The sequence below is a fragment of the Bacillus sp. JJ1521 genome (assembly GCF_036965165.1).
In the GTDB taxonomy this organism is placed as follows: domain Bacteria; phylum Bacillota; class Bacilli; order Bacillales; family Bacillaceae_L; genus Ferdinandcohnia.
Genome location: NZ_JBALOX010000051.1, coordinates 227 through 20,790, shown reverse-complemented (window position 1 = coordinate 20,790; position 20,564 = coordinate 227). Strand labels below are relative to the sequence as shown.

The 20,564-nt window shown below is 34.3% G+C and carries 19 protein-coding genes; 3 read left to right on the top strand and 16 right to left on the bottom strand.

Features of this window, described 5'->3' with window-relative positions:
• Window positions 1-2 precede the first annotated feature (2 nt).
• The 11 genes from V7147_RS08500 to V7147_RS08450 all read right to left on the bottom strand — a co-directional run bounded on the left by V7147_RS08500 (window position 3) and on the right by V7147_RS08450 (window position 8,858).
• Window positions 3-875, bottom strand: a complete 873-nt coding sequence (locus V7147_RS08500) for a M15 family metallopeptidase (RefSeq protein WP_335367437.1) — start codon at window positions 873-875, stop codon at window positions 3-5.
• Between the two features lie 129 nt (window positions 876-1,004).
• Window positions 1,005-1,286 (bottom strand): hypothetical protein, encoded by a 282-nt coding sequence (locus V7147_RS08495; RefSeq protein WP_335367419.1) that lies wholly within the window; start codon window positions 1,284-1,286, stop codon window positions 1,005-1,007.
• A gap of 160 nt (window positions 1,287-1,446) precedes the next feature.
• On the bottom strand, window positions 1,447-1,794 hold the full coding sequence (locus V7147_RS08490; protein ID WP_335367436.1) for a VOC family protein: 348 nt from the start codon (window positions 1,792-1,794) through the stop codon (window positions 1,447-1,449).
• A 623-nt stretch (window positions 1,795-2,417) separates the two neighbouring features.
• Window positions 2,418-3,227, bottom strand: a complete 810-nt coding sequence (locus tag V7147_RS08485) for an alpha/beta fold hydrolase (protein ID WP_335367418.1) — start codon at window positions 3,225-3,227, stop codon at window positions 2,418-2,420.
• A 28-nt stretch (window positions 3,228-3,255) separates the two neighbouring features.
• The gene (locus tag V7147_RS08480; protein WP_335367417.1) at window positions 3,256-4,125 is read right to left on the bottom strand and encodes an RNA polymerase sigma-70 factor; all 870 of its coding nucleotides are present in this window, start codon (window positions 4,123-4,125) and stop codon (window positions 3,256-3,258) included.
• 5 nt (window positions 4,126-4,130) lie between these two features.
• Entirely contained in the window at window positions 4,131-5,429 is a 1,299-nt protein-coding gene (locus V7147_RS08475) for a phytoene desaturase family protein (protein ID WP_335367416.1), read from the bottom strand.
• 295 nt (window positions 5,430-5,724) lie between these two features.
• Entirely contained in the window at window positions 5,725-5,952 is a 228-nt protein-coding gene (locus V7147_RS08470; protein WP_335367415.1) for a hypothetical protein, read from the bottom strand.
• Window positions 5,949-6,476: an RNA polymerase sigma factor gene (locus V7147_RS08465; protein WP_335367414.1), complete on the bottom strand. Its 528-nt coding sequence runs from the start codon at window positions 6,474-6,476 to the stop codon at window positions 5,949-5,951. Before V7147_RS08465 ends, V7147_RS08470 begins: the two co-directional genes overlap by 4 nt.
• Window positions 6,463-6,840: a hypothetical protein gene (locus V7147_RS08460; protein ID WP_335367413.1), complete on the bottom strand. Its 378-nt coding sequence runs from the start codon at window positions 6,838-6,840 to the stop codon at window positions 6,463-6,465. The genes V7147_RS08465 and V7147_RS08460 overlap by 14 nt, the downstream gene beginning before the upstream one ends.
• A gap of 136 nt (window positions 6,841-6,976) precedes the next feature.
• Entirely contained in the window at window positions 6,977-7,216 is a 240-nt protein-coding gene (locus tag V7147_RS08455) for a hypothetical protein (RefSeq protein ID WP_335367412.1), read from the bottom strand.
• Between the two features lie 106 nt (window positions 7,217-7,322).
• The gene (locus tag V7147_RS08450; RefSeq protein ID WP_335367411.1) at window positions 7,323-8,858 is read right to left on the bottom strand and encodes a carboxypeptidase M32; all 1,536 of its coding nucleotides are present in this window, start codon (window positions 8,856-8,858) and stop codon (window positions 7,323-7,325) included.
• A gap of 303 nt (window positions 8,859-9,161) precedes the next feature.
• Between V7147_RS08450 and V7147_RS08445 the strand changes: the two genes are divergently transcribed.
• Window positions 9,162-10,214: a metal ABC transporter solute-binding protein, Zn/Mn family gene (locus V7147_RS08445; RefSeq protein WP_335367410.1), complete on the top strand. Its 1,053-nt coding sequence runs from the start codon at window positions 9,162-9,164 to the stop codon at window positions 10,212-10,214.
• A gap of 318 nt (window positions 10,215-10,532) precedes the next feature.
• Here the strand turns inward: V7147_RS08445 and V7147_RS08440 are convergent, their stop codons facing one another.
• Window positions 10,533-12,725: an EAL domain-containing protein gene (locus tag V7147_RS08440; protein ID WP_335367409.1), complete on the bottom strand. Its 2,193-nt coding sequence runs from the start codon at window positions 12,723-12,725 to the stop codon at window positions 10,533-10,535.
• Between the two features lie 1,316 nt (window positions 12,726-14,041).
• On the opposite strand from V7147_RS08440, the gene V7147_RS08435 reads away from it, so the two are divergent.
• Both V7147_RS08435 and V7147_RS08430 read left to right on the top strand, forming a co-directional pair.
• Window positions 14,042-15,043 (top strand): HD-GYP domain-containing protein, encoded by a 1,002-nt coding sequence (locus V7147_RS08435; RefSeq protein WP_335367408.1) that lies wholly within the window; start codon window positions 14,042-14,044, stop codon window positions 15,041-15,043.
• 175 nt (window positions 15,044-15,218) lie between these two features.
• Window positions 15,219-15,740 carry a FlxA-like family protein gene (locus V7147_RS08430; RefSeq protein WP_335367407.1) on the top strand — a complete coding sequence of 174 codons (522 nt, stop codon included), beginning with the start codon at window positions 15,219-15,221 and terminating at the stop codon, window positions 15,738-15,740.
• Window positions 15,741-16,184: 444 nt separating this feature from the next.
• Here V7147_RS08430 and V7147_RS08425 read toward each other — a convergent pair whose 3' ends face one another.
• The 4 genes from V7147_RS08425 to V7147_RS08410 all read right to left on the bottom strand — a co-directional run.
• On the bottom strand, window positions 16,185-17,186 hold the full coding sequence (locus V7147_RS08425; protein WP_335367406.1) for a DUF4179 domain-containing protein: 1,002 nt from the start codon (window positions 17,184-17,186) through the stop codon (window positions 16,185-16,187).
• Window positions 17,183-17,758 (bottom strand): sigma-70 family RNA polymerase sigma factor, encoded by a 576-nt coding sequence (locus tag V7147_RS08420; RefSeq protein ID WP_335367405.1) that lies wholly within the window; start codon window positions 17,756-17,758, stop codon window positions 17,183-17,185. Before V7147_RS08420 ends, V7147_RS08425 begins: the two co-directional genes overlap by 4 nt.
• A 644-nt stretch (window positions 17,759-18,402) precedes the next feature.
• On the bottom strand, window positions 18,403-19,362 hold the full coding sequence (locus V7147_RS08415) for an HNH endonuclease (protein WP_335367404.1): 960 nt from the start codon (window positions 19,360-19,362) through the stop codon (window positions 18,403-18,405).
• 463 nt (window positions 19,363-19,825) lie between these two features.
• On the bottom strand, window positions 19,826-20,564 hold a 739-nt coding region (locus V7147_RS08410; RefSeq protein ID WP_335367403.1), incomplete at its 5' end, for a hypothetical protein.

Genomic DNA, 20,564 nt, shown 5'->3' with positions numbered 1-20,564 from the left:
TGTTACCGAGACCTTGTTACGATGACTCCATCGAGGTTATTTCCAGAAATCTCATATTGAGCGAGGATTGGTTCTACAATTTCTAGTGTTTCTGAAACAAGATGGTATGAGACGAGGTATTCAGTTTCATCAATGGTTGTCTTCACGGTCTTTTCCTTTTTCAGATATTCTATGTATTCCTCTAATACAAGATTCTTTTCCTTCATAATTGCACTATGGGGTAAACCTACATAGCGAAAGTGCCAAGGTTCATACTCAATCCCGGTAATCTGTGTTTTGTCCTTTGGGTACCTCAGAATAAATCCATATTTCCAAGAATGTTCTTCCATCCATTTCCCTTCTGGTGCATTTTCCATTTTCATTAAGGTTGAACCAACATCGATTGATACCCCTAGATTATGTTCACTATACCCCGGTGGTAAGGCGTAACTAGATCCCATTTCTTTATAGAGTTTTTCTTGCTCTTGAAAATTACGAAATCCACTATTCACAGAAAAGTGAAGCAACCCATCTTTTTTCGCAGCCTTCATCATCTTGGAAAATTCGAGCGCCACTTCCATTGACAAAGAGATATCATCAATACCTGCCCCGAATTGTTTCTTCAATTCCGCTATTGAAATTAATGGTACGATATCTTTTTTAATACTAACTTGTTGTATTGGAATGGTATTGTTAACTAACAGCAAGTCTCCTTGAAATATCTGATCTTCATTGATATCAATGGTGCTGATTTTCTTTACAGGGGATTCTCTTTTAGCTATATTAGAAACAACTTTTATTTCAGACCCTTCATTTTTCAGAAGAAATGGTCTTGAATATACAAAAACAATGCCAATAATCACAATCAATACTAACCAAAAAATCCACTTTTTCATCAGATGCAATATTATCCTCCTAGCAGTAACTTCAATGTCCTTCTTTGTTCAATAAAGGAATTCAACAAAAAAGGTGGTTAATCCTTCTTAGATCAACCCACCCTTTTGTAAAAAAACTATATTAAAGCATTATTCGGTAAAATGTTTCACTACTTCCCACTTAGAATCTGGATCATCATTGTCTGCTTTTTTCCAAATCGTACCGCTGTTTGTGTCAATTAAATACATCCAACCGTCGTTCACAACTAGCTCATAATTTTCATTTGAATACGTGCTAGTGTTTGAAATTGAACCTGATAAACCTATCCCTACATTATTAATAGCATCTGAAATATACTTAGATGCTATTATAATACTAATACTCAAAATCACTACTGAAAAAAATAATAATAATCCCTTTTTATTCTCCATGATAACACCCTCTCAAAAAGACAATGAGTTTATTAATAATTTTATGAATTTGATAAACTTGTTATGTTATCCTGCCCCCGTTTACCTGAACAAGAAAAAGGAGCTGAAACTACAACTCCTTTTTTATCTCAAGCCCCGTTTGTTCAACAATTACAACCCATTATTTCTCCCATAGCTCAACCAGTCTACCTTCAGGATCTTTAATCCAAATAAACTTACCAAATTCACCAACCTGCTTTTCCCTTTCAAGAGGTACACCAAGTTGTTCAAGATGCTCAATCATCTCGTTTAGATTATGAACTTCGAAATTTAACATCACTTGCTGTTCCGTTGGAAAGTAAGTGTCATCTTCAGTAAAGAAAGAGAAGATCGTTTCATTTTCTGAATGAGGTTTAATAATCGTCCCATTCCAATTATTTATTTCAATTTTCAGCACTTCACTGTACCATTTTTTAATAGCATCTAGATTTTTAGTTCTCCAAAATATACCCCCGAAACCTTTTATCATCATACTAAACTTGCTCCCTTCACTAATGTTTTTACTTTTTTGATTACATTAAATTCCTTCTTCAACCAACCTGCACTGTTAATTCTATAATTCAACAAAAAGGGCACTTTTCCTTTTTTTAAGGTAAGCGCCCTAATGTCTCTGATTAACGGATTATGTGTGTAATTTAGAACGTGGACTATAATTAAGTAACCTGTGAAATTTAATATAAGCGGAGTTTTTCCGGTTGGCTGCAGAATAGAGCTCGAATTAGTGTATATAAGCGGAAACTTTCCGATTAAGCAGAGAAAAATGACTCATTTTTACATTTTTCGAGTCCATAGTCGGAATCCTTCCGTCTATTTAATCTATTTTCAGTACTATTTCTTAAATAAGCGAAATTTCTCCGCTTACCGTTTTGCATCTCACAAGCAAACCCGTTCGTCTCCGATGTCATGTATTTGAATTTTTTCCCTTTTTATTATTTTAGATTGTGCCTCTAACCATTTCGCTCTAGCTAACAATCCCCAAATTCCCAATCCTGTCATTACTATTATAAAAACAAGGTATATCCAATTTATTTAGAACTCACCCCTGTTATTTTATCTTCCACAAACCTGTTACTTAAATATTCCATAAATGTTTCAAAAATCCTTCTTTATTGATTGAACAAAAGAAACAACTAGTCCATTAAACTCCTTATAGTTATCATAGTTTGCGTTATGGGATGCCCTAGAAATAACTTTTAACGGATACCCCGTCTTATCAGCCCAGCTATTACAGTATTTTTTAATATTACCAGTATTGTCATATTCTCCATAAGTAATCAAAACTGGACAATTAAATTGAACTTCATCATCTATCTTCAAAAACTCACCATAAACTGCACTAGCCGCCTTCAACATGTCTTTTTTACCCAAACTCACTAAGGTTTTGTACATACTTTTCCTTGCTTCATCAGTTACTGTAATAGCTTTTGCACCTGCTTTACAGTAATAATTATATGGGTACAGTCTGGCAATAGTAGAATAATGTTTTATCCAAAACAGTTCCGTTTTTTTATAATATCTTTTACCAAAAGGAGTTGTGCCTATACCTATAAACCCTATTACCTTGTCTCCATATTCTTGAATAAAGGATTGGGAAATATAACCTCCTGCAGATTGCCCCACTAAGACTATTTTTTCTATATTTTCCTGTTCAAGTATAGCTAGTATCCCTTCATTTACATTTGCGAAAGTGAAATCCTCGTACGGCCTTGATTTTCCATGCATAGGAAAATCCCAAGTGATCAACTTAAATTCAGCGGATAGATGCTCGACTTGTTTATCGAAAAGGGTGTGGTCGGCTGTTAATCCATGACAAAAAACAATAGCAAATTCTTGTGGAGGAACGATTTCATTCGTCCAGTAATAGACCGTTCCTTTTGATGATTCTACCTTTCTCTCAATCATTTGCCGACCCTCCCAATTTTACCCAACGTTACTTTATTTTTTGCAAGTGCACCAATTTTTCCGGATTGGCCACCATATAAATGCGCCAAATTTTATCGTCTTGGAACTCCATCGAGATGACATAAGCGACAAAGCCATTAATTGATACGACAACGCCCGGATATCCATTTACAACTTTGAATTCCATTCTTGCGTTTTCAGGCAGTTTTTTCATAATGTTTGTAAACAACAATACAATTCGCTCTGATGTATAGATTGGATTTAGCGCAGCTTTTACTTTGCCACCTCCGTCAGAAATAAATACAGAATCTGTCTTCAATAACTCAAGCATTTTATGGATATTTCCTTTTTGTAGCGCCATCGTGAATTCTTCTATGCTGTTTCTCATCGATTGGAAATCCAATCTGGAAGCTTTTGGGCGGTTCTCCATGCTTTTTTTGGCCCTGTGAAAAATCTGCCTGCAATTAGTAGAAGATTTTTCAATAATAGCTGCAATTTCTTCATAGCCATACTTAAAAACTTCTCGTAATAGGAAGACAGCTCGTTCATCTTCAGATAACTGCTGCAAAAGTAAGAGATAAGCGGTCGAGATAGATTCCTTCTTCAAATACGTTTGAAGTGGGTCATTTCCCGTATCTACCAATGGTTCTGGCAGCCACTCTCCAACATAAACCTCACGTTTACTAGCGGCCGATCGTAATTTGTCTATCGAACTATTCATCACAATCTTACATAAATAGGCTTTCTTGTTTTCAATGACTTTTTCGCTACCGGCACGGTTATACGTTAGGAACGCCTCTTGTACAAGGTCTTCTGCGTCCGAAACACTTCCCGTCATTCGGTAGGCGATCGAAAATAACAAAGGTTTATACGTCTGATACAATTGTTCAGTCTCCAAAACGATTATCCTTCCTTTGCTAAAATCATTTTGTTTGTTTTTAAGATTTCTTGAGCTGCACGCTTTCCACTCGCAACTGCAGCATCAGCTAATACTTCTTCATGTCCTGCCCAATCTCCTGCTATAAAGATTCCTTTCATTTCAGGAATGCTTGGACCCGGATTTCCTTTTCGTTTTACATGTGGAAAATCATGCGATACCGTTATTTTCGGTAAAAATTGTTGCACCACGACTTCTTTTCGCCATCCAGGATGAAGCTGGTCCATTACTGATTCTAATTGTTGCTTATCTGCCTGTACGTTGATTTCTTCCATTGGATTTTGGTATTTTACTAAACTTACAACTAATGTCCCGTCTTCACTTAACTTTGCAGCCCTTGATTGGTTCGTGAAAAACAAAGCTTGGTCGAGCCCTATCGCAAATTGATGTTTTGGATTAGGCAACTTTTTCATCCCTAGATCTAAACAGCATGCCGTAACAGGAATTGCTTGTTCATTCCATAGCCGTAACGACGTAAGTTCTGCACCATTTATCATGTTCTTGGCCTCTTTTGGTGGGGCTGCAACGATACAATCAGGAACGTGAATGACCGTACCATCTGAGCATTGTATGATTTGATATTGCTCATAATGCTCAATATTTGTTACATTTTTATTCGTTACGATTTCAGCTCCCCACGCTTCTGCCTTCTTCCTAAGTTGTTGAACAATCGTTTCCCAACCTCCATCAACATACAGGACACCCGCATTTAAAGATCGCTTCACCTGCTTCAAAACTGGCTTTGCAAGCTGTAAGGTCGAGGCATTCGTATAGGAAGTCAATCGACAAATCGAATAAAATATATGCCTCACCATCGGATCGGAAATTTCAGAATCTGCCCACTCCTTAAGGCTAACTTCTAGAATGAAATTAGTATTTAATTTCATCATCTTTATCATTAATTTTCCGAATATAAATTTAGCTTTCCACGATAGAAGTGTTGATGACATAATCGATGAAAAATCAGTTGGAATGACATGAACAGCATCATTTAAAATGCCGTGAATATGAGTATCTTTCGAAGCATTCTCACCTGGAAGAGATATTCCAAGTTCAGCTAAAATGGTTGTAGCATCCCCTGACATATACAATCCATGCGGTCCCAAGTTCATTAGAACCCCATTTTTATCATTTGTCATTGCCCTTCCACCTAGACGATTCGATTTTTCCAAAACAACGACTTTTTTTCCTTCCCTTGCCAATACATTTGCTGCTGTCAACCCAGCCAATCCTCCACCCACAACTGCAACATCATATTTAAACATAAAAATCCCTCCCATATTTGTTCTGTAATCAAAACGAATGTGGAAAGGATTTTGTGACAGTCAATATAAAAAAACTTTGTATTGGGTTGCCCTTATTGACAAACCTGCTTGACGCTTAATGAAAAACTACAAAAAGTACAACAAACAGGGTCGTACAGATAATTTGTTTCATATGATACCCATTTACTAATTTCACCATATAGTTCTTTGTAAAAATGCAAAAAGCAGCGCAATCTCATTTGTAAAATTTCACTGCTTTTTGTTTGTTTTTAATCTATCCTTCAAAGGCACTTCATCACAAAAACAAAACGAACGTTAATGGCAATAACAATACCGGTAGCCATGTAATCGTTAGAAATGCACCTTTTTTATAGCCGATTTCTGGGAACGGTATTGATACCGGGTTAAAAAACCAGTTTGCCATGCAGCTGAGTCTTGATTTTTTCATTGGGAAATCTGGGACTTCTATGGTGAATTGATCGAGCTTTTCTTTTAATTCTTTTTCAAATTGGTCGTGATTCAATCCTCATTCACCTCTAATTCTACTCTTAGTTTTTTCAACGCACGATGTAGCTTAGATTTTACCGTTCCGACTGGGATATGCAGGATCATGGAGATTTCTTTTTGTGTAAGGTCATGATAGTAGGTTAGCAACACAATCGCTCGTAAATCCTCCGGAAGTGATTGAATTGCAGTTCGAACGGTTATTTTTTCATCGGAGTTTTCTTGATGTGGATATCGATCTGCCAGAATCGGTAATAAGGTACGAAATAGGTTCTGTCGCCTCAGCCTTGTCATCATTGTGTTATAGGCAATCTGGTAGAGGTAGGTTTTAATCTTTCCCTTTTCAGGATCAAATTGATGAAATTTGCGTTGCAGCTTTACAAAGGTGTCTTGAACAAGGTCGATGCTGAGCTGTTCGTTATTCGTATACCGATAGATAAACTGATAGAGAGGGGCTTTATACACATTGTATATGATCTCCAACGCTTCCTTGTCCCCTTGTTGAAGTTGCAGAAGTGCCTCTTCTACGTTACTGTAACTCATCTGACCACCGCTCTTTTATACCTTTATATACATAAGCAAGCCTAGAAATGAACCAAATAAAAGTCATCAAACTGAAGACAAAGGTCTGATGCATGAAAAACTGGATAATTGGACTGTTGATTGTGTCCCCTCGTAAAAGGAAAACCAAAAGTCCAGTTATACATAAAAATGTATACACAGCTGCTATCGTAATAATCGTATCCCATCTTGACCAATAAAAATAGATGTTTGTTTTAGAAAAATCAATTTTCCCCTTATGATCACGGACAACCTTTTTATTCAAAGAACCAATCACGATTGCGAAAACAGTCCCAAGAATCGCTACCACGATTGAACTAACCACCATGCCTAATGCCGTCGTCATTCTTTTCACTCCCCCATTTTTGTTGTTACTTCTTATACTAATGAGGATCGGAAAAGGTTCACTATTTTTTCAAAACGGGTACAAAAATACCACAGCCCGGGGACTGTGGTATTTCTCGCTTCCAATTATCTTGTTGTTATCTGCCGTAGCCTGGATAGAATCCGCTATGACCGTGGTGATAGCCATAACCTGGATAAAATCCGCCATGACCATGGTGATAGCCATAACCTGGATAAAATCCGCCATAGCCATGGTGGTAGCCATAGCCTGGATAAAATCCGCCATGACCATGGTGATAGCCATAACTAGGATAAACACCAGTTTGAAAAGGCTGTTGCATTAAACCAGGATTAACACCAAACATTTGTGTTCCCATATTCTCTCTCCTCCTCGGGTAGTCTGCACAATAGTGTATGTGTCTCTATCCGGGAGGTGCCTGTTCAAAAGTTAGGTCAGGAGTGGGTCCTTGCCCAATACCCCTATTAAAGTTGATATACCCTTACATATTTTTCTTCTAAGTAATTTACTAGATATGTAGCATTTAAGCTTTCACCTGTGACTTTTTTAATTAATTCATCAGGAGTGTATATGACTCCGTATTGATGGATTTTTTCTTTTAGCCATGTTTGAATGACATTGAATTCTCCTCTTTCAATATGGCCAAAGAAGTCAGGGATTTCCTTCTTAATCGTATTCAAAATTTGTGCTGCATATAAGTTTCCTAGTGAATAAGATGGGAAGTATCCTAGTCCACCAAACGACCAATGAACATCTTGAAGTACACCTAATGTGTCAGTTGGCGGAACGACTCCCAAATATTCTTCCATCTTTTCATTCCATACGTTTGGAAGGTCTTTAACAGCAATATCTCCGCTGATAAGGCCTTTTTCGATTTCATAACGAAGCATGATGTGTAGATTGTATGTTAATTCATCTGCCTCCACACGAATAAAAGATGGCTCCACAATATTGATTGCTCGGTAAAAATCTTTCACATCTAGACTTCCTAATTGGTCTGGGAAATGATTTTGAAGGTCTTTGTAGAAGAACTTCCAAAATTCTTCGCTACGACCAACCATATTCTCTAAAAATCTTGATTGTGATTCATGAATACCAAAGGATGCTCCGCTACAGATGGAGGTTCCTTCTAATTCAGGGTTAATATTTTGCTCGTAAATCCCATGACCTGCTTCATGGATCGTACCGAAAATTGCAGAACGAACATTATCTTCAAGATAGCGAGTTGTGAGTCTGACATCGCCGGTGTTAATTGTTTGAGCAAATGGATGTACTGTCTCATCAAGTCGTCCTGCATTCATATCAAATCCAATTAACGGAAGTAGGAATTGGTTAAACTCTTTTTGGCGTTCGACATCGTACCCTTTTTCAAAAATCTCGCCATTTGGCTTAGAAGTTGAACGATCAATTCTTTTTAATAAATCGATACTGCTTCTTCTTAACTCCGCAAAAAGTGGGTCCAGCTTTTCAACTGTTAATCCGGGCTCATATTCGTTTAATAAGGCATTATACGGATGTCCTTCATATCCGTAATACTCAGCAAATTGTTTTTTAATTTCAACAATGCGTTCGAGATATGGCTGAAAAACCTCAAAATTGTTTGTTTCCCTCGCTTCTTCCCAAGCATCATTTGCATTTGAAGTTAACACGATATATTCATTGTACAGTTCAGACGGAATGCTTTTTGATTGTTGGAAAAAGTTATTCCTTTCGCGTACAGTTGCTTTCGTAACATCATCCAATTGGGAATTCACATCTTCCGCTGTTAATACCTCCAGCAACTCACCCATTTCATTTGAGATGGATAATTTGAAGATTTCGGTAGATAATGTGCCGATTGAATTTGCAAATAAGGAACGACCTTTTTTGGGAGCCATAACTTTTTGATCCCAATCTGCAAGAGCTAATACACTATTAAGATGCGTGATTTTTTGATCTAATTCTTTAAATTGGTTTACCTTTTCTTGAAGTGCAGTGTCTAATCCTTGTGTAATTGACATACTTATTCCCCCTCGAGAATTACTTTCTAACATAACCTATTATAATTAAATTCTAAAAATTAACAATAATAAAACAGGAAATATTTCGAGAAACGAATAAAATTTTAGCTTGAAGTATTTTATATTCTGCTTTATTATTAAAAAAGTAAACCGTAACTATTACGATTTACTTTAGAATAAACGAAATACTTTTACCTTTTGGTCTATAGACCACTATTTTTTTAGTTGTATAATCGGAATGATTACGATATACATATAACTGTGTTCTGTAAACCGGAATGATTATGATTGAGAGGAGAACTTATGAAAACGAAATATCTATTTGCATTTTTACTTTTATTCACAAGCACACTTTTATTTGGATGCACCACGGAGAAGAAAACAAACACAAATGAGGTTATCGATTCCTCCACTTCTTCTGATCAGCTTAAAATTTTTACAACGGTATATCCATTACAGGACTTTACAGAAAAAATCGGTGGAGACCACGTAGATGTCGTAGGGGTATTCCCTATCGGTGCAGATGCTCATACATTTGAACCTACTTCAAAAACAATGGTAGAAATCGCTGAGGCGGATGCTCTTTTATATGTAGGGGCTGGTGTAGAAGGATTTATTACTGCAGCCAGTAAAGCGTTGCAAGATGAAAAGGTACAATTGGTAAAGACAATCGATGGTATAGAGTTGGCGAATATTGAACACAGCGATGACGAAGCAGAAACAGAGCACAGTGAACAGCACTCTGATGAAAATTCTGATGAAAGCCACAGCCACGATACACATCAAGATCATGATGACAGCCAATTAGGAACGGAAGATCACCATCATCACGGTGACGTTGACCCACATGTTTGGTTAGATCCCGTATTAGCCATTGAATTAGCCGAAAACGTTCTTCATACACTCGAACAGCTAAAACCAGAGGCTAAAGAGGAATTTGAAAAAAACTTCAATGAATTACGTGCTAACTTGCTAGAATTAGACCAAGAATTCAAGAGTGTCATAGACCAGTCTCCCCATAAAGAAATTTTAGTCTCACATTCTGCATACGGGTACTGGGAATCAAGATACGGCATTCAACAAATAAGCGTTTCTGGTTTATCACCGACAAATGAGCCAACTCAAAAAGCGCTAAAAAACATTATCAATACTGCTAAGGAACATAACATCAAGTTTGTTATTTTCGATCAGAATCTAACATCCAAAATAGCTGAAATGGTAAAAAAAGAAATAAACGCGGAGGCATTAACACTTCATAACCTTGAATCCGCAACAGCAGAGGATATTAAAAATGGTGCTGATTACTTTAGTATAATGAGACAAAATCTTGATACATTGAAGAAAGCTTTAAATTAATTCTAAAGCATAGGCCCTTTGTGACCTATGCTTTAATATTCCCTGCCTTATAGGGAATTTTTCGGCCAAGACATTTATTTAGGTCCAAACTTATTACTTTAATTAAGCAGTCCTTGTTCAACTAAACTGCTCCGTTAGTTAAGTAAGAAAAACTGAAAGAAATGGAATAAATGATAAGAAGATGTTTTCGGCACCTAAATCTAAATACGTTACAAAATCAAAGCTAAATTTAAACACCCAAAAATGAATTACATGATTTTGATAATTATTTAAAACTAATTTAAAACTTTTTTTCCGCTCCGCAGGCACAGCCAACCCTTATACTTTGTTCTTTGCTTTAAAAAAGTTATTTTTATCTACTTTTACGAAACTAGTATCAGAAGGTAAAGGATTTTTCCTTAGTACAATTGCTAGTTTATTAAGTATTTGAGTTAAATCAGAACGATCATCATTATCAAACAAAAATTCTACACCGTACTGATAACTTTCATATTTCATTTCATTCATCCAGACAATTACACCTTGCATTATTACATTGTTACCTAATATCTCTGTTTCAAATTCTAAAATTATATTTCGATGAACAGTTAGTCTTATATCAGATAAAAATCGTAAACCACCTGCCCCGATGTCTTCAACTATTACCTCAGCTTTTCCAAGTTCAACTTTTCTTCCATGGATACTAGTAAGTGTCATGGATGCAATTAAGGGAATATCAAAATTAATTCTGAAATATTCTCTTCTATTATTAGTTATTTCATTTTCTTCCTCGTTAGCTTCTTCTATTATAATTTTGCTATTTTGCAATAGTATAGTAAACTCATCTGCATTAACAGGCTTCGAGTATAAATAACCCTGGATCACATTACAATTGAGTTCCATTAATATTTCCAGTTGCTCCCTCGTTTCCACTCCTTCAGCAACAACATCCATTTTTAGATGATGAGCTAAATCAATAATGGTTTTTGTAATAAAATTAGTGGATTCGGAGTCCGTACGACTTAAATCGTTGATAAATGCACGATCAATTTTTAACGTATCGATTCGACCTTTAAATTTTTTCAAGTAAGAAAGTGATGAATATCCCGTCCCAAAATCATCTAGTGAAACCCGGATTCCCATTCTCTTTAATTCATCCAACATGGATAGAATAGAATTCTCATTTTCTAAAAGGAAAGATTCAAGTATTTCAACTTCTAGGTACTCAGGAGCAAGCTTGGTTTTTTCTAAAATTTCCGAAATATCCACTAACAGCTCTTTTTCTAAAAAACGATGTGCAGAGAGGTTAATGGAGATAGGAATTGCTGGCAGCCCTTCATCTTGCCATCTTTTATTTTGAATACATACTGTTTCTTTAATCCATTTTCCCATTTCAATAATAAGCCCGGTTTCTTCTGCTAAGGGAATAAATTCATTAGGATAAACAATACCCCATTCCGGATGATTCCAACGTATTAGAGCTTCCGCACCAATAATTAGATTATTATTTGGGTTTATTTTAGGTTGATAATACATTTCGAACTGATTCAGTTTCAACGCTTTTCTAAGATCCGTTTCAAGTCTAAATGATTTATAAGTCACTGCATCTAATGAAGAGGTATAGATCTGATACGTATTATTGCCTTTACTTTTAGCCTTGTAAAGGGCAGAATTAGCATGTTTTACAATTGTTTCATAATCTTCTCCATCAATTGGAAAGAAACTAATACCTACGCTTGTAGAAACGAAAATTTCATAGTTGTGGATACAAAATGGCTTCTCAATTGAATTTATCATCATTTTTGCAAAAGCTATGACCCGCTCTGTATCTAAGATGTTTCGTATTAAAATTACAAATTCATCTCCATCTACCCTTGTAAGAATATCTTCTTCCCCTAAAATCTCATTTAATCTAAAGGAAAATTCTTTTAACAATTTGTCTCCAATGTGATGACCTAATGTATCATTTACATACTTGAAACGATCTAAATTTAATATCATTAGCGCAAATTGTTTTTGTAATGTTTTACTAATTACAATTTCTTGCTCTAATTTTTCATTAAGAAATCTACGGTTTGGAAGTTTCGTTAATGGATCATGATAGACCAAATAGTTATTTAAGTCCTCTGTTTTTTTACGTTCGGTAATATCTTTAGCTAATCCAAATATACCTATCGTATTTTTATAGGATATTGCTGGGATAAGATAAAAATCGACTAGAAGTGGATCACCATTTTTTTGTACTAAAACAGTATTAACGTGTTCAACTTTTCCTGATAGAGCATTACTAAATAAATTTCTAAACTTAGGTACTTCACTTTCTATGAAAATTTGTTCTAAGGGACATAAGGCAATTTCCTCTTTTGAATACCCTAGGGCATCCGTAAACCCTTCATTTGTTGCGGCAATAATCCCTTCTTTATCTGCAAAAAAAACCATATCTGGATTAAAAGTAAACAACGAACGATAAAACAAATCTGAATTAATCATTTCATTATTTTTCAATCGACTTTTAACAATATTATTATCCATTACTTTACTCCTTTATTTTTATTATCTATAAGAACAAGAAGATTCGTATAAATTGCAAAAAGTCTTTTGCAAAACACGGTACAAAAAGATATTTTAATTTTTTACAAAAAATAGCGAGTTGCAATAATCCAAAGGATATTTTATTTATGCCTTCAAAATGTACCTAGGTATGTCCCAATCTACCTAATTCTAGGATGTAATATTAGTAGAAATCTGGACAATCAAGAACCCTGTACGCCACTTTATAAAGGACTTACAGTTAATAGGAACTGATTTCATTTTTCCACACAACATAAATTATGTATATTGTACTACAAAAGAATAACTGTTTCACATGAAGTTTATGAATAATGGCAATTTTCACTGAAAAAGGTTCAAAAACCTTAGCATTAAGGTATGGTATTCTTGTTCAAACACTATTTATAAGAAGTCTAAATCACTGAAAAATATGGAATACTCAACCGAATATGCAAATAATATTATCCTAACCTATTCCCATCTTCTATTCCTAAGAAAAGTGAAGAGGAAATTGACGCTCAAAAAAACAAACAGAACGGGAAAAGAGCAAAAGCGGACTGCTGAAAGGAATAATTACAATATTTCTAGACAGCCATAACTTGAAGTAATAAAAGAATTAGAAAAAGGTAAAAAATTCTGGAATGAAAAAATAGAGGATAATCAATTATTACTAAAACACGTTGGAAAACCTAAGGCATCGTCGGAGGAATTGTTTTTATTGGAATCTCAATTATTTTAGGCATTGTCACACCCATTTGTTATTTGCCCATGGAGCCTGGCGATATGACTGAAAGAATGAGATATGTTTTTATAGGTGGTCTGTTTGTAATATTACTTTATTTTATTATTTATCACGTTGACCTTGCTGCTGATACGGACCAGTAAAAAAATCCGGGTATACCCGGATTTTTTATTTTACTCGGATAGTTAGTTCAATAAAAATGGCACCGAAATAGCAGTTGAATCTTAAAGTAACGCAACCGATAGCCAACCAATCCATAGCAATGAATTGCAATTCTCTCAATTTTTTTAAACAAATGAGAAGGGTTCTCTTTGGTATTGTCTTTTTTAAGGGTTAGAGAAGTTTATTTTCATGGTAGTTCAAAAACTTCTTAACGATGCCTGGTCAAAGATATACCAATCAAAATCTCGCATATTCTTTGGCCTGACCACCTCCACCATCGTACCAAATTTACCGGATACCAAAATGACTTATACATATCGAAAAAAAACGTATTTAAAGTGTATTGACGTAAAAACTAAAAGTATAATTTATCATAATCAAATTGGGGGTAACTATGTCTTTCGCTCAATTTTTAAAAAAACCGATATTTTTTCGTTATGGATTTTTTACCCTTTTAATTTTTAGTGTAGTACTTAATGGTGCTCTTCTAAATGGTAATGATAATCTTTATATATTGTATATTTTTGCCGTGGTTTTCCTCGGAATAGGTTTTTTTAATAAACCTACATGGATATTAATTTTATTTACTGTAATTGTGGTGGCATGTAGATATTTTCTAATACCAGATGGTTCGAACTATAATATCGGTAATTTCCTAATTCATTTATTCACTTATCTTTTAATAACGCTCATCTCGTCTGGGTTAATGAATTATGTTCAAAAAGTCAAAGATGATCATTTAAAATTCATAACTGTACTTACTAAAGCGTTAGATTCTAGGGATACCTACACAATGTATCATTCTGAAAATGTAGCAAAGTATGCTGTTCAAATAGCTGAAAAAATGAAATTACCAAAAGATTGTTGCGAAATTATTCACAAGGGAGCATTACTTCATGATTTAGGGAAAATTGGAATACCCGAACACGTATTAATGAAAAATGGAAGTCTAAATGAAGATGAATATAAAATCATCAAAAACCATCCAACAATTGGTTATAACATGTTAAAATATATTACAGATTTTAGCAGCAATGGTATTTTAGATATTGTTTTATATCATCATGAAAGGTATGACGGGAAAGGGTATCCAAAGGGTTTAAAAGGTAAGCAAATCCCTCTATTTGCCAGAATAGTTGCTGTTGCCGATACTTTTGATGCAATGACTACCAAACGTGTCTATCGGAAACAAATTAATTTGAAAAATACAATTAATGAGATTAAAAAACATAAAGGAACACAATTTGATCCTGAAATAGTTGATGTTTTCCTTAGCCTGTTTGAAAATCAAAAATTAGAAGGAAAAGAAACTGAACTTCCAATAACAAATAGATTAACAAAACTAAATTATGATCAAAGTAGCTACAAGATATATATCCAGAAGGACCGTCAATGACAGTCCTTCTTTTTTGTAAAGATTTATGAATAAATTCATACATGATAACCGCCTGAATATCCCAGATTTTTTCCAACAATATGCATCTTTCTACTTTGAATAAATCCGTGATATATTAATCTCCGTTGGTTCGAAACAATTTACAAACTACTAAATTACAGGGGGAATAATATAAATGGCAACTTTTCCATTCTTATTAAAAGTAACAGGTGTAACAGCTTTAACGGGTGCTATTACTTTAGGTCTTATGACTACTTGGAACGGAACAGATACTGTCAATAATGCCATCACAACGATTCAACAACAAGCTGGTGATTTGGGGATATATGAAACGAATGAAAATAAATTAGTTGATAAAATAAATGAATTAAAAACTTTAAGAGATGAATTGCAAGGTCAAGTTGCTACTCTTACTTCTGATAGCAATACAAAACAAGAAACAATTGATTCTTTAAATGTACAAATTGAAGGATTAAATTCACAAATTGACTCATTGGAAGCAGATGTAGCAACCGCTAACACAAATGGTGAAACACTTGCTCAAAGAATTGACGCATTAGAGGCTGAGCTACAAGAAGCAAATGATGATATTACAAGACTTCAAGCTGAATTAGATGCTACAACAAGCACTGATGCTCCATTAACAGAAACTGAAATGAGTGCTATTTTAGAGACACAACAAACTCCAGCTCAATAATAATATCCAGAGGGATCGTCAATTGACGATCCTTTTTATGTAAGAAATTAAATAAATTCGTAAAACCTGCATCTTCGATATCGACACATTGATAAAAAATATTGGGAAAAAATAACTTGTATACTTCCCGATATAAGTAAAATTCCAAATAATACAAATCCCATTTTAAGTTGCTTATTTACCTTATTGCCTTCCATCTTTTATCTCCCCCATTATTAAACATACCTTGACTTAGTTTAATAACTTCAACAAAAAAGTGCGTTAATCCTTCTTGGATTAACGCACCCGTTACTTTAAGTACAATACTTCACAATCTTTTTTACACCTTAATAAACTCAATCCCCTAAATGTGTTGTCTATGCAAAAAGACGCCTTCTTATTAAAGGAAAGCGTCCTATTGTCAAACAACTGTGAATTTATTCATAAATTATATTTTTATACTCTTTAATTGATATTTATTTCAAAAACCTCATCATAGAGAATCTCCTCATTTCTATCTACTCCTGTATCATTAGAATAGATATATGGAATGACCCTAATTTTGGTAATATTCTCTTCTAATGCTCTAAATCTAATAACGCTACTGTAATCTGAAATCCTCCCGGATAATTCTTGCAATTCGACCCCATTTTGATCTTCAATCCTGAAGTAAAGGTCGTTGGAAATATTCTTCATATTATAAGTAATCATTGTTGAAACAGGAGTTAATACTAACTCTTCTACGGTCACCTTTTGATCATTCGTGAGTGTAAAATACTTATTGATTGGTATTGATTTCTTATCTGCCATTAGTTTTTCACCGGATGCAGTAATTTCAAAACTCCATTGCCCTTTTATTAATTCCTTTGAATCACTTCGTTCTAAATTATTAAACACTATTTTAATTTGTTGATTATCTTGAAGATTAATATTTTTTATATCCGAAGCCCAAAAATAACTCACTGCTGAATTGGTTATTTCTTCGGGACCTCCACCTCCCCCGAAATCTAATTTCTTACCATTTATATAAACCTCTATGTTTGAATACCAATTATAAGCTAAGTCACTATCCAATAAATCTGTATGGAATGTACTACTAATGAGGAGTTGACCTTCATCTAGTATGATTTCATTTAATGTCACCTTCACTCCATTACTTTCTACCGATTCACCAATGACTGTTTTATAATCGCTTAAAGAACCTTCTTGGGAATACACAAATTTCTCTAGTGCGTTTGCGATTACGGGTATATTCGCTAAAGTATAATTTGTATTCATCCCTAAAATTGTAATGACCATTAGCGAAGCTGCTACAGCAAGTATCCGTTTTTTATTTCTTGACCTACTCTTTAACTTTACCTTTATTCTTTTTTTTGTAGCTTTCTTTTCGATATCCGCTAATTGACCGTCTTTAAATTCTGATAGATTTATTTTTTCATCATTTAAACTTTCAAATAAGTTTTTCATCTATTCACCTCATTCTCTTTTCCGCTAACTGATTTACATTGAAATAATGACCGAAGCTTTTGACGCCCACGGGACAAACGATTATAAAGTACGGACCTTTCCAAACCTGTTTCATTCGCTAATTCTTCGATATTTTTCTCCTCAGCATAATGTTTGATGAATAATATTTGATCTTCTTTCTTTAAGTGACTGAGCATTTTCTCAGTAGTACTACTTAACATATTTCTTGTTACATGTTCTTCTATGTCAAAAGAACTTTTTACCATCTCATCATCTATATCTTTTTGCTCTAAATATCTTTGGTATTTTCTTTGATAATCAATTGCCTTATATTTTGCGATAGCTGCAATCCAATTTTTAAGTGAATTTCTACTTTCGTCATATGAATGGATATTATCCCAGATAAGCAGTAGTACATCATCCAAACATTCCTCTTGAATAGATTCTAAATTGTACAAGTATTTTTGGATGACTTTTTTTATCAAACCTCCGTAACAATCGATGATATAGTATAAAGCTTTTTCATTTCTTTTTGTTAACTGTTGTACAACATTACTATCGTTTATTCTCATCTATTCCCTCCTCGTAAGTGGCCCCTACACTCTTTATTACGTAATTATTGGTCTTGTTTCTATCATGAAAGTCTATTTTTTATAATTTTTGTTCTTATGTATAGTATTATTTTCTCTTTTGCGTACTTAAAAGGAAGGTTATCGTTGATATATTTAGTAATAACAACTCTAGAAAAATTTAATTTATTATATTTTCCTTCAATTAAATTGTACTATAGTCGAAAACAAGCACCAATCATTTCAGAAAAGCAACCGATCTTATTGGAATCCTGCTAAGCAATCTGGCCTGATTATTGAACACAAGTTAAACATCGGTCTTCAACTAAACTGCTCCGTTAGTTTAAGTGTAACATTTCACAAACTATATAAAGATTAAACAAAAAAAGTCCTTTAAGGAAACCTTAAAGAACTCAAGTAAAAAACATTAATTTTCAGTAAAGAACTTTTTTATCAAGCAAAGAACTTTTTTTCTATGAAACACAATTTGTATAGGGAAAAAAAAGGTGGAAACCTTACTAGATCAAAAAAACCCTAAATGTACACACTTCACCCGTAGGCAGTGTGTACACATTTAGGGGATTTCTCTCTGACTATTTAATTAACTATTATTCTAGCATGTTTTTAAAAATTAAAAAAGAATGAATTTATCGAAAATCCTCTCCACCGCCCCATATTCTACGCCCACCATCATGTCCTGTATTAGCATGTATGTCTTCATCAACTAATTGCAAGACACCTGGTTCCTCACTATGATGCCAAGTAAATCCTTCTGGTGTATCTCCATTAGCTAATGCTTGAATGTCTTGTTGGGTTAGCCCTAAATCCGCTGCAAGCTGTGGGTCAGCCTGAACAGCATCATATAATTCCGCATTTGCATAACTAAAATGAACATAATCAGATTGAAGGTATAAGCTTTCATCTATATGTACTTCATGTTCAACATCAAAAACTGGATAAACACCTGTCACCTCTTGTCCATCTACAACAACAGTATTTGATTCAAATGGCACACCGGTTTCAGGATGAACTGTTCCCGCTAAATGATCGTTGGTTGTTTCAATGGTAACTGGACCTTCTCCGTTTATATTGGTAGATGTAGAATCAGTAGATGCTGCATCATTATTCGGTGTATCGACGGTTTCTGCACTTGCAACATCACTGCCATCTACACCGTCTACTATATCTATTACCCCTACCGCAATGGCACCCACAGCAACAGTTTTTACAAGAGAAGAAGCACCTTTCTTTATTCGGCTGTTATCTCCATCGATGAAACCACCAATTACATCTCCACCATCATGAATAGCATTTTTGGCTGTCACAACTACACCTTTTGCAGTTCTAGAAACAGCATTTCCCATATCTCCTAAGCCTTTATCTCTTTTAGTTGGATCTTCGCTAATAATGCCTGAAACTGTATCAACAGCTCCGCTCACTACTTGACCAGCTGTATCACCCGCAAATTCAGAAGCCTTTTGGACGCCTTTTCCAATGTCCTCTATTAAATTGACGCCTGTTACTTCACCAACGAATTCAATAGGCTTTCCTAATAGAAATCCAGCGCCTTTACCTAAACCTTTACCTAAATCCCTTATAAGACTCATAGTTATTACCCCTTCTTATCACCTGTATCTTTTTTACTATTATAAACCTTAATTTGGTAAATTGTCTTTTGTAAATGTTGTATTCTTTAATAATATTAATAAGAAATAACTATTAATGATCCTGAATTGTATATAGAGGGAAAAATTAGTGTTTGTGTTATTTAGTGTAGTGGAACTTTTATTAATGTTTTTTTTGATGTTATTTATGAGGGATCAAATAAGGTGCAGTAAACGTTTATAATACCCATAGATGTAGCTCCATCTTAATATCCATCGTATTTTTATTATTATTTACTTGGATCTGATAGTTTAGCGTTTACGTTATTTAATTTAATTATTTCAGTACTCTGACTAAGAAATTAAAGAATCCGCCTATTAATCTATAGAATCGAGAAAACCCTAAGTTAATCCTTGTTAACTTAGGGCAAGTAATATCAAATTTAAGTGTGGGTTAGTATCTGATTTAATTTAAGGTGAATTGTGTTGTCCAAGTGGCATTTTTTGTGGCTCCTATCGCCTGTCCATTAAAATTAAAACCTAGGGTATAATACCCATTTATTTTAATGTTAATGGAATCCCCCCATAGACAATTTCCATAAAAACCTTTTATTGCACTAACTTGTGTCCAAGCAACAGGGAAGTTAACCCCTGAAATGTGGGATTTGATTTTGATACTGTCAACACCACCATAAAACTTTTTTAATTTGTAATTGTTTACAGGTATTAATTCATAACTGTAGGTAATAGTGACATTGTTCCATTTCAATAAATTAACTCCAAAAGGTGTAACAGGATTCCACCATTTTACAGTATCCAGACCAGAGTAAGTTCGGGTTGCCATAGTACCATAAAGGTCTTTTTCAAAGATAGGAGAAATATAGCCTCCTGGATCAGAAGAAGTTGCCTCCGTATCGTTATTTTCTTCAATCTCCTCTTCAATTGCTTTAAATTCGATTAATTTTTCTTCTAACTCTTGGATATCTTCAACATTCATTAATTCAACTTCAAATGTTGAGGGATCTTCAATAACGTCAAAGGAAATATCGTATTCTTTTTCTAATCTTTCTAATTCGGTTGAGATTTCTTGGGGTAAGGTTTCATCATTTGTAGAGGGAATTTCGTTAGCGGACACATAGGAAGTAAAACCAGTTAAAGCAAAAATTAGGACTAAAGTACAGATTAACAATTTTTTCAACCTTTTC

Coding starts and splice junctions, on each gene's coding strand:
- V7147_RS08500 (WP_335367437.1), bottom strand. CDS start 875: ATGAAAAAGTGGATTTTTTGGTTAGTATTGATTGTGATTATTGGCATT.
- V7147_RS08495 (WP_335367419.1), bottom strand. CDS start 1,286: ATGGAGAATAAAAAGGGATTATTATTATTTTTTTCAGTAGTGATTTTG.
- V7147_RS08490 (WP_335367436.1), bottom strand. CDS start 1,794: ATGATAAAAGGTTTCGGGGGTATATTTTGGAGAACTAAAAATCTAGAT.
- V7147_RS08485 (WP_335367418.1), bottom strand. CDS start 3,227: ATGATTGAGAGAAAGGTAGAATCATCAAAAGGAACGGTCTATTACTGG.
- V7147_RS08475 (WP_335367416.1), bottom strand. CDS start 5,429: ATGTTTAAATATGATGTTGCAGTTGTGGGTGGAGGATTGGCTGGGTTG.
- V7147_RS08465 (WP_335367414.1), bottom strand. CDS start 6,476: ATGAGTTACAGTAACGTAGAAGAGGCACTTCTGCAACTTCAACAAGGG.
- V7147_RS08460 (WP_335367413.1), bottom strand. CDS start 6,840: ATGACGACGGCATTAGGCATGGTGGTTAGTTCAATCGTGGTAGCGATT.
- V7147_RS08455 (WP_335367412.1), bottom strand. CDS start 7,216: ATGGGAACACAAATGTTTGGTGTTAATCCTGGTTTAATGCAACAGCCT.
- V7147_RS08450 (WP_335367411.1), bottom strand. CDS start 8,858: ATGTCAATTACACAAGGATTAGACACTGCACTTCAAGAAAAGGTAAAC.
- V7147_RS08445 (WP_335367410.1), top strand. CDS start 9,162: ATGAAAACGAAATATCTATTTGCATTTTTACTTTTATTCACAAGCACA.
- V7147_RS08440 (WP_335367409.1), bottom strand. CDS start 12,725: ATGGATAATAATATTGTTAAAAGTCGATTGAAAAATAATGAAATGATT.
- V7147_RS08435 (WP_335367408.1), top strand. CDS start 14,042: ATGTCTTTCGCTCAATTTTTAAAAAAACCGATATTTTTTCGTTATGGA.
- V7147_RS08430 (WP_335367407.1), top strand. CDS start 15,219: ATGGCAACTTTTCCATTCTTATTAAAAGTAACAGGTGTAACAGCTTTA.
- V7147_RS08425 (WP_335367406.1), bottom strand. CDS start 17,186: ATGAAAAACTTATTTGAAAGTTTAAATGATGAAAAAATAAATCTATCA.
- V7147_RS08420 (WP_335367405.1), bottom strand. CDS start 17,758: ATGAGAATAAACGATAGTAATGTTGTACAACAGTTAACAAAAAGAAAT.
- V7147_RS08415 (WP_335367404.1), bottom strand. CDS start 19,362: ATGAGTCTTATAAGGGATTTAGGTAAAGGTTTAGGTAAAGGCGCTGGA.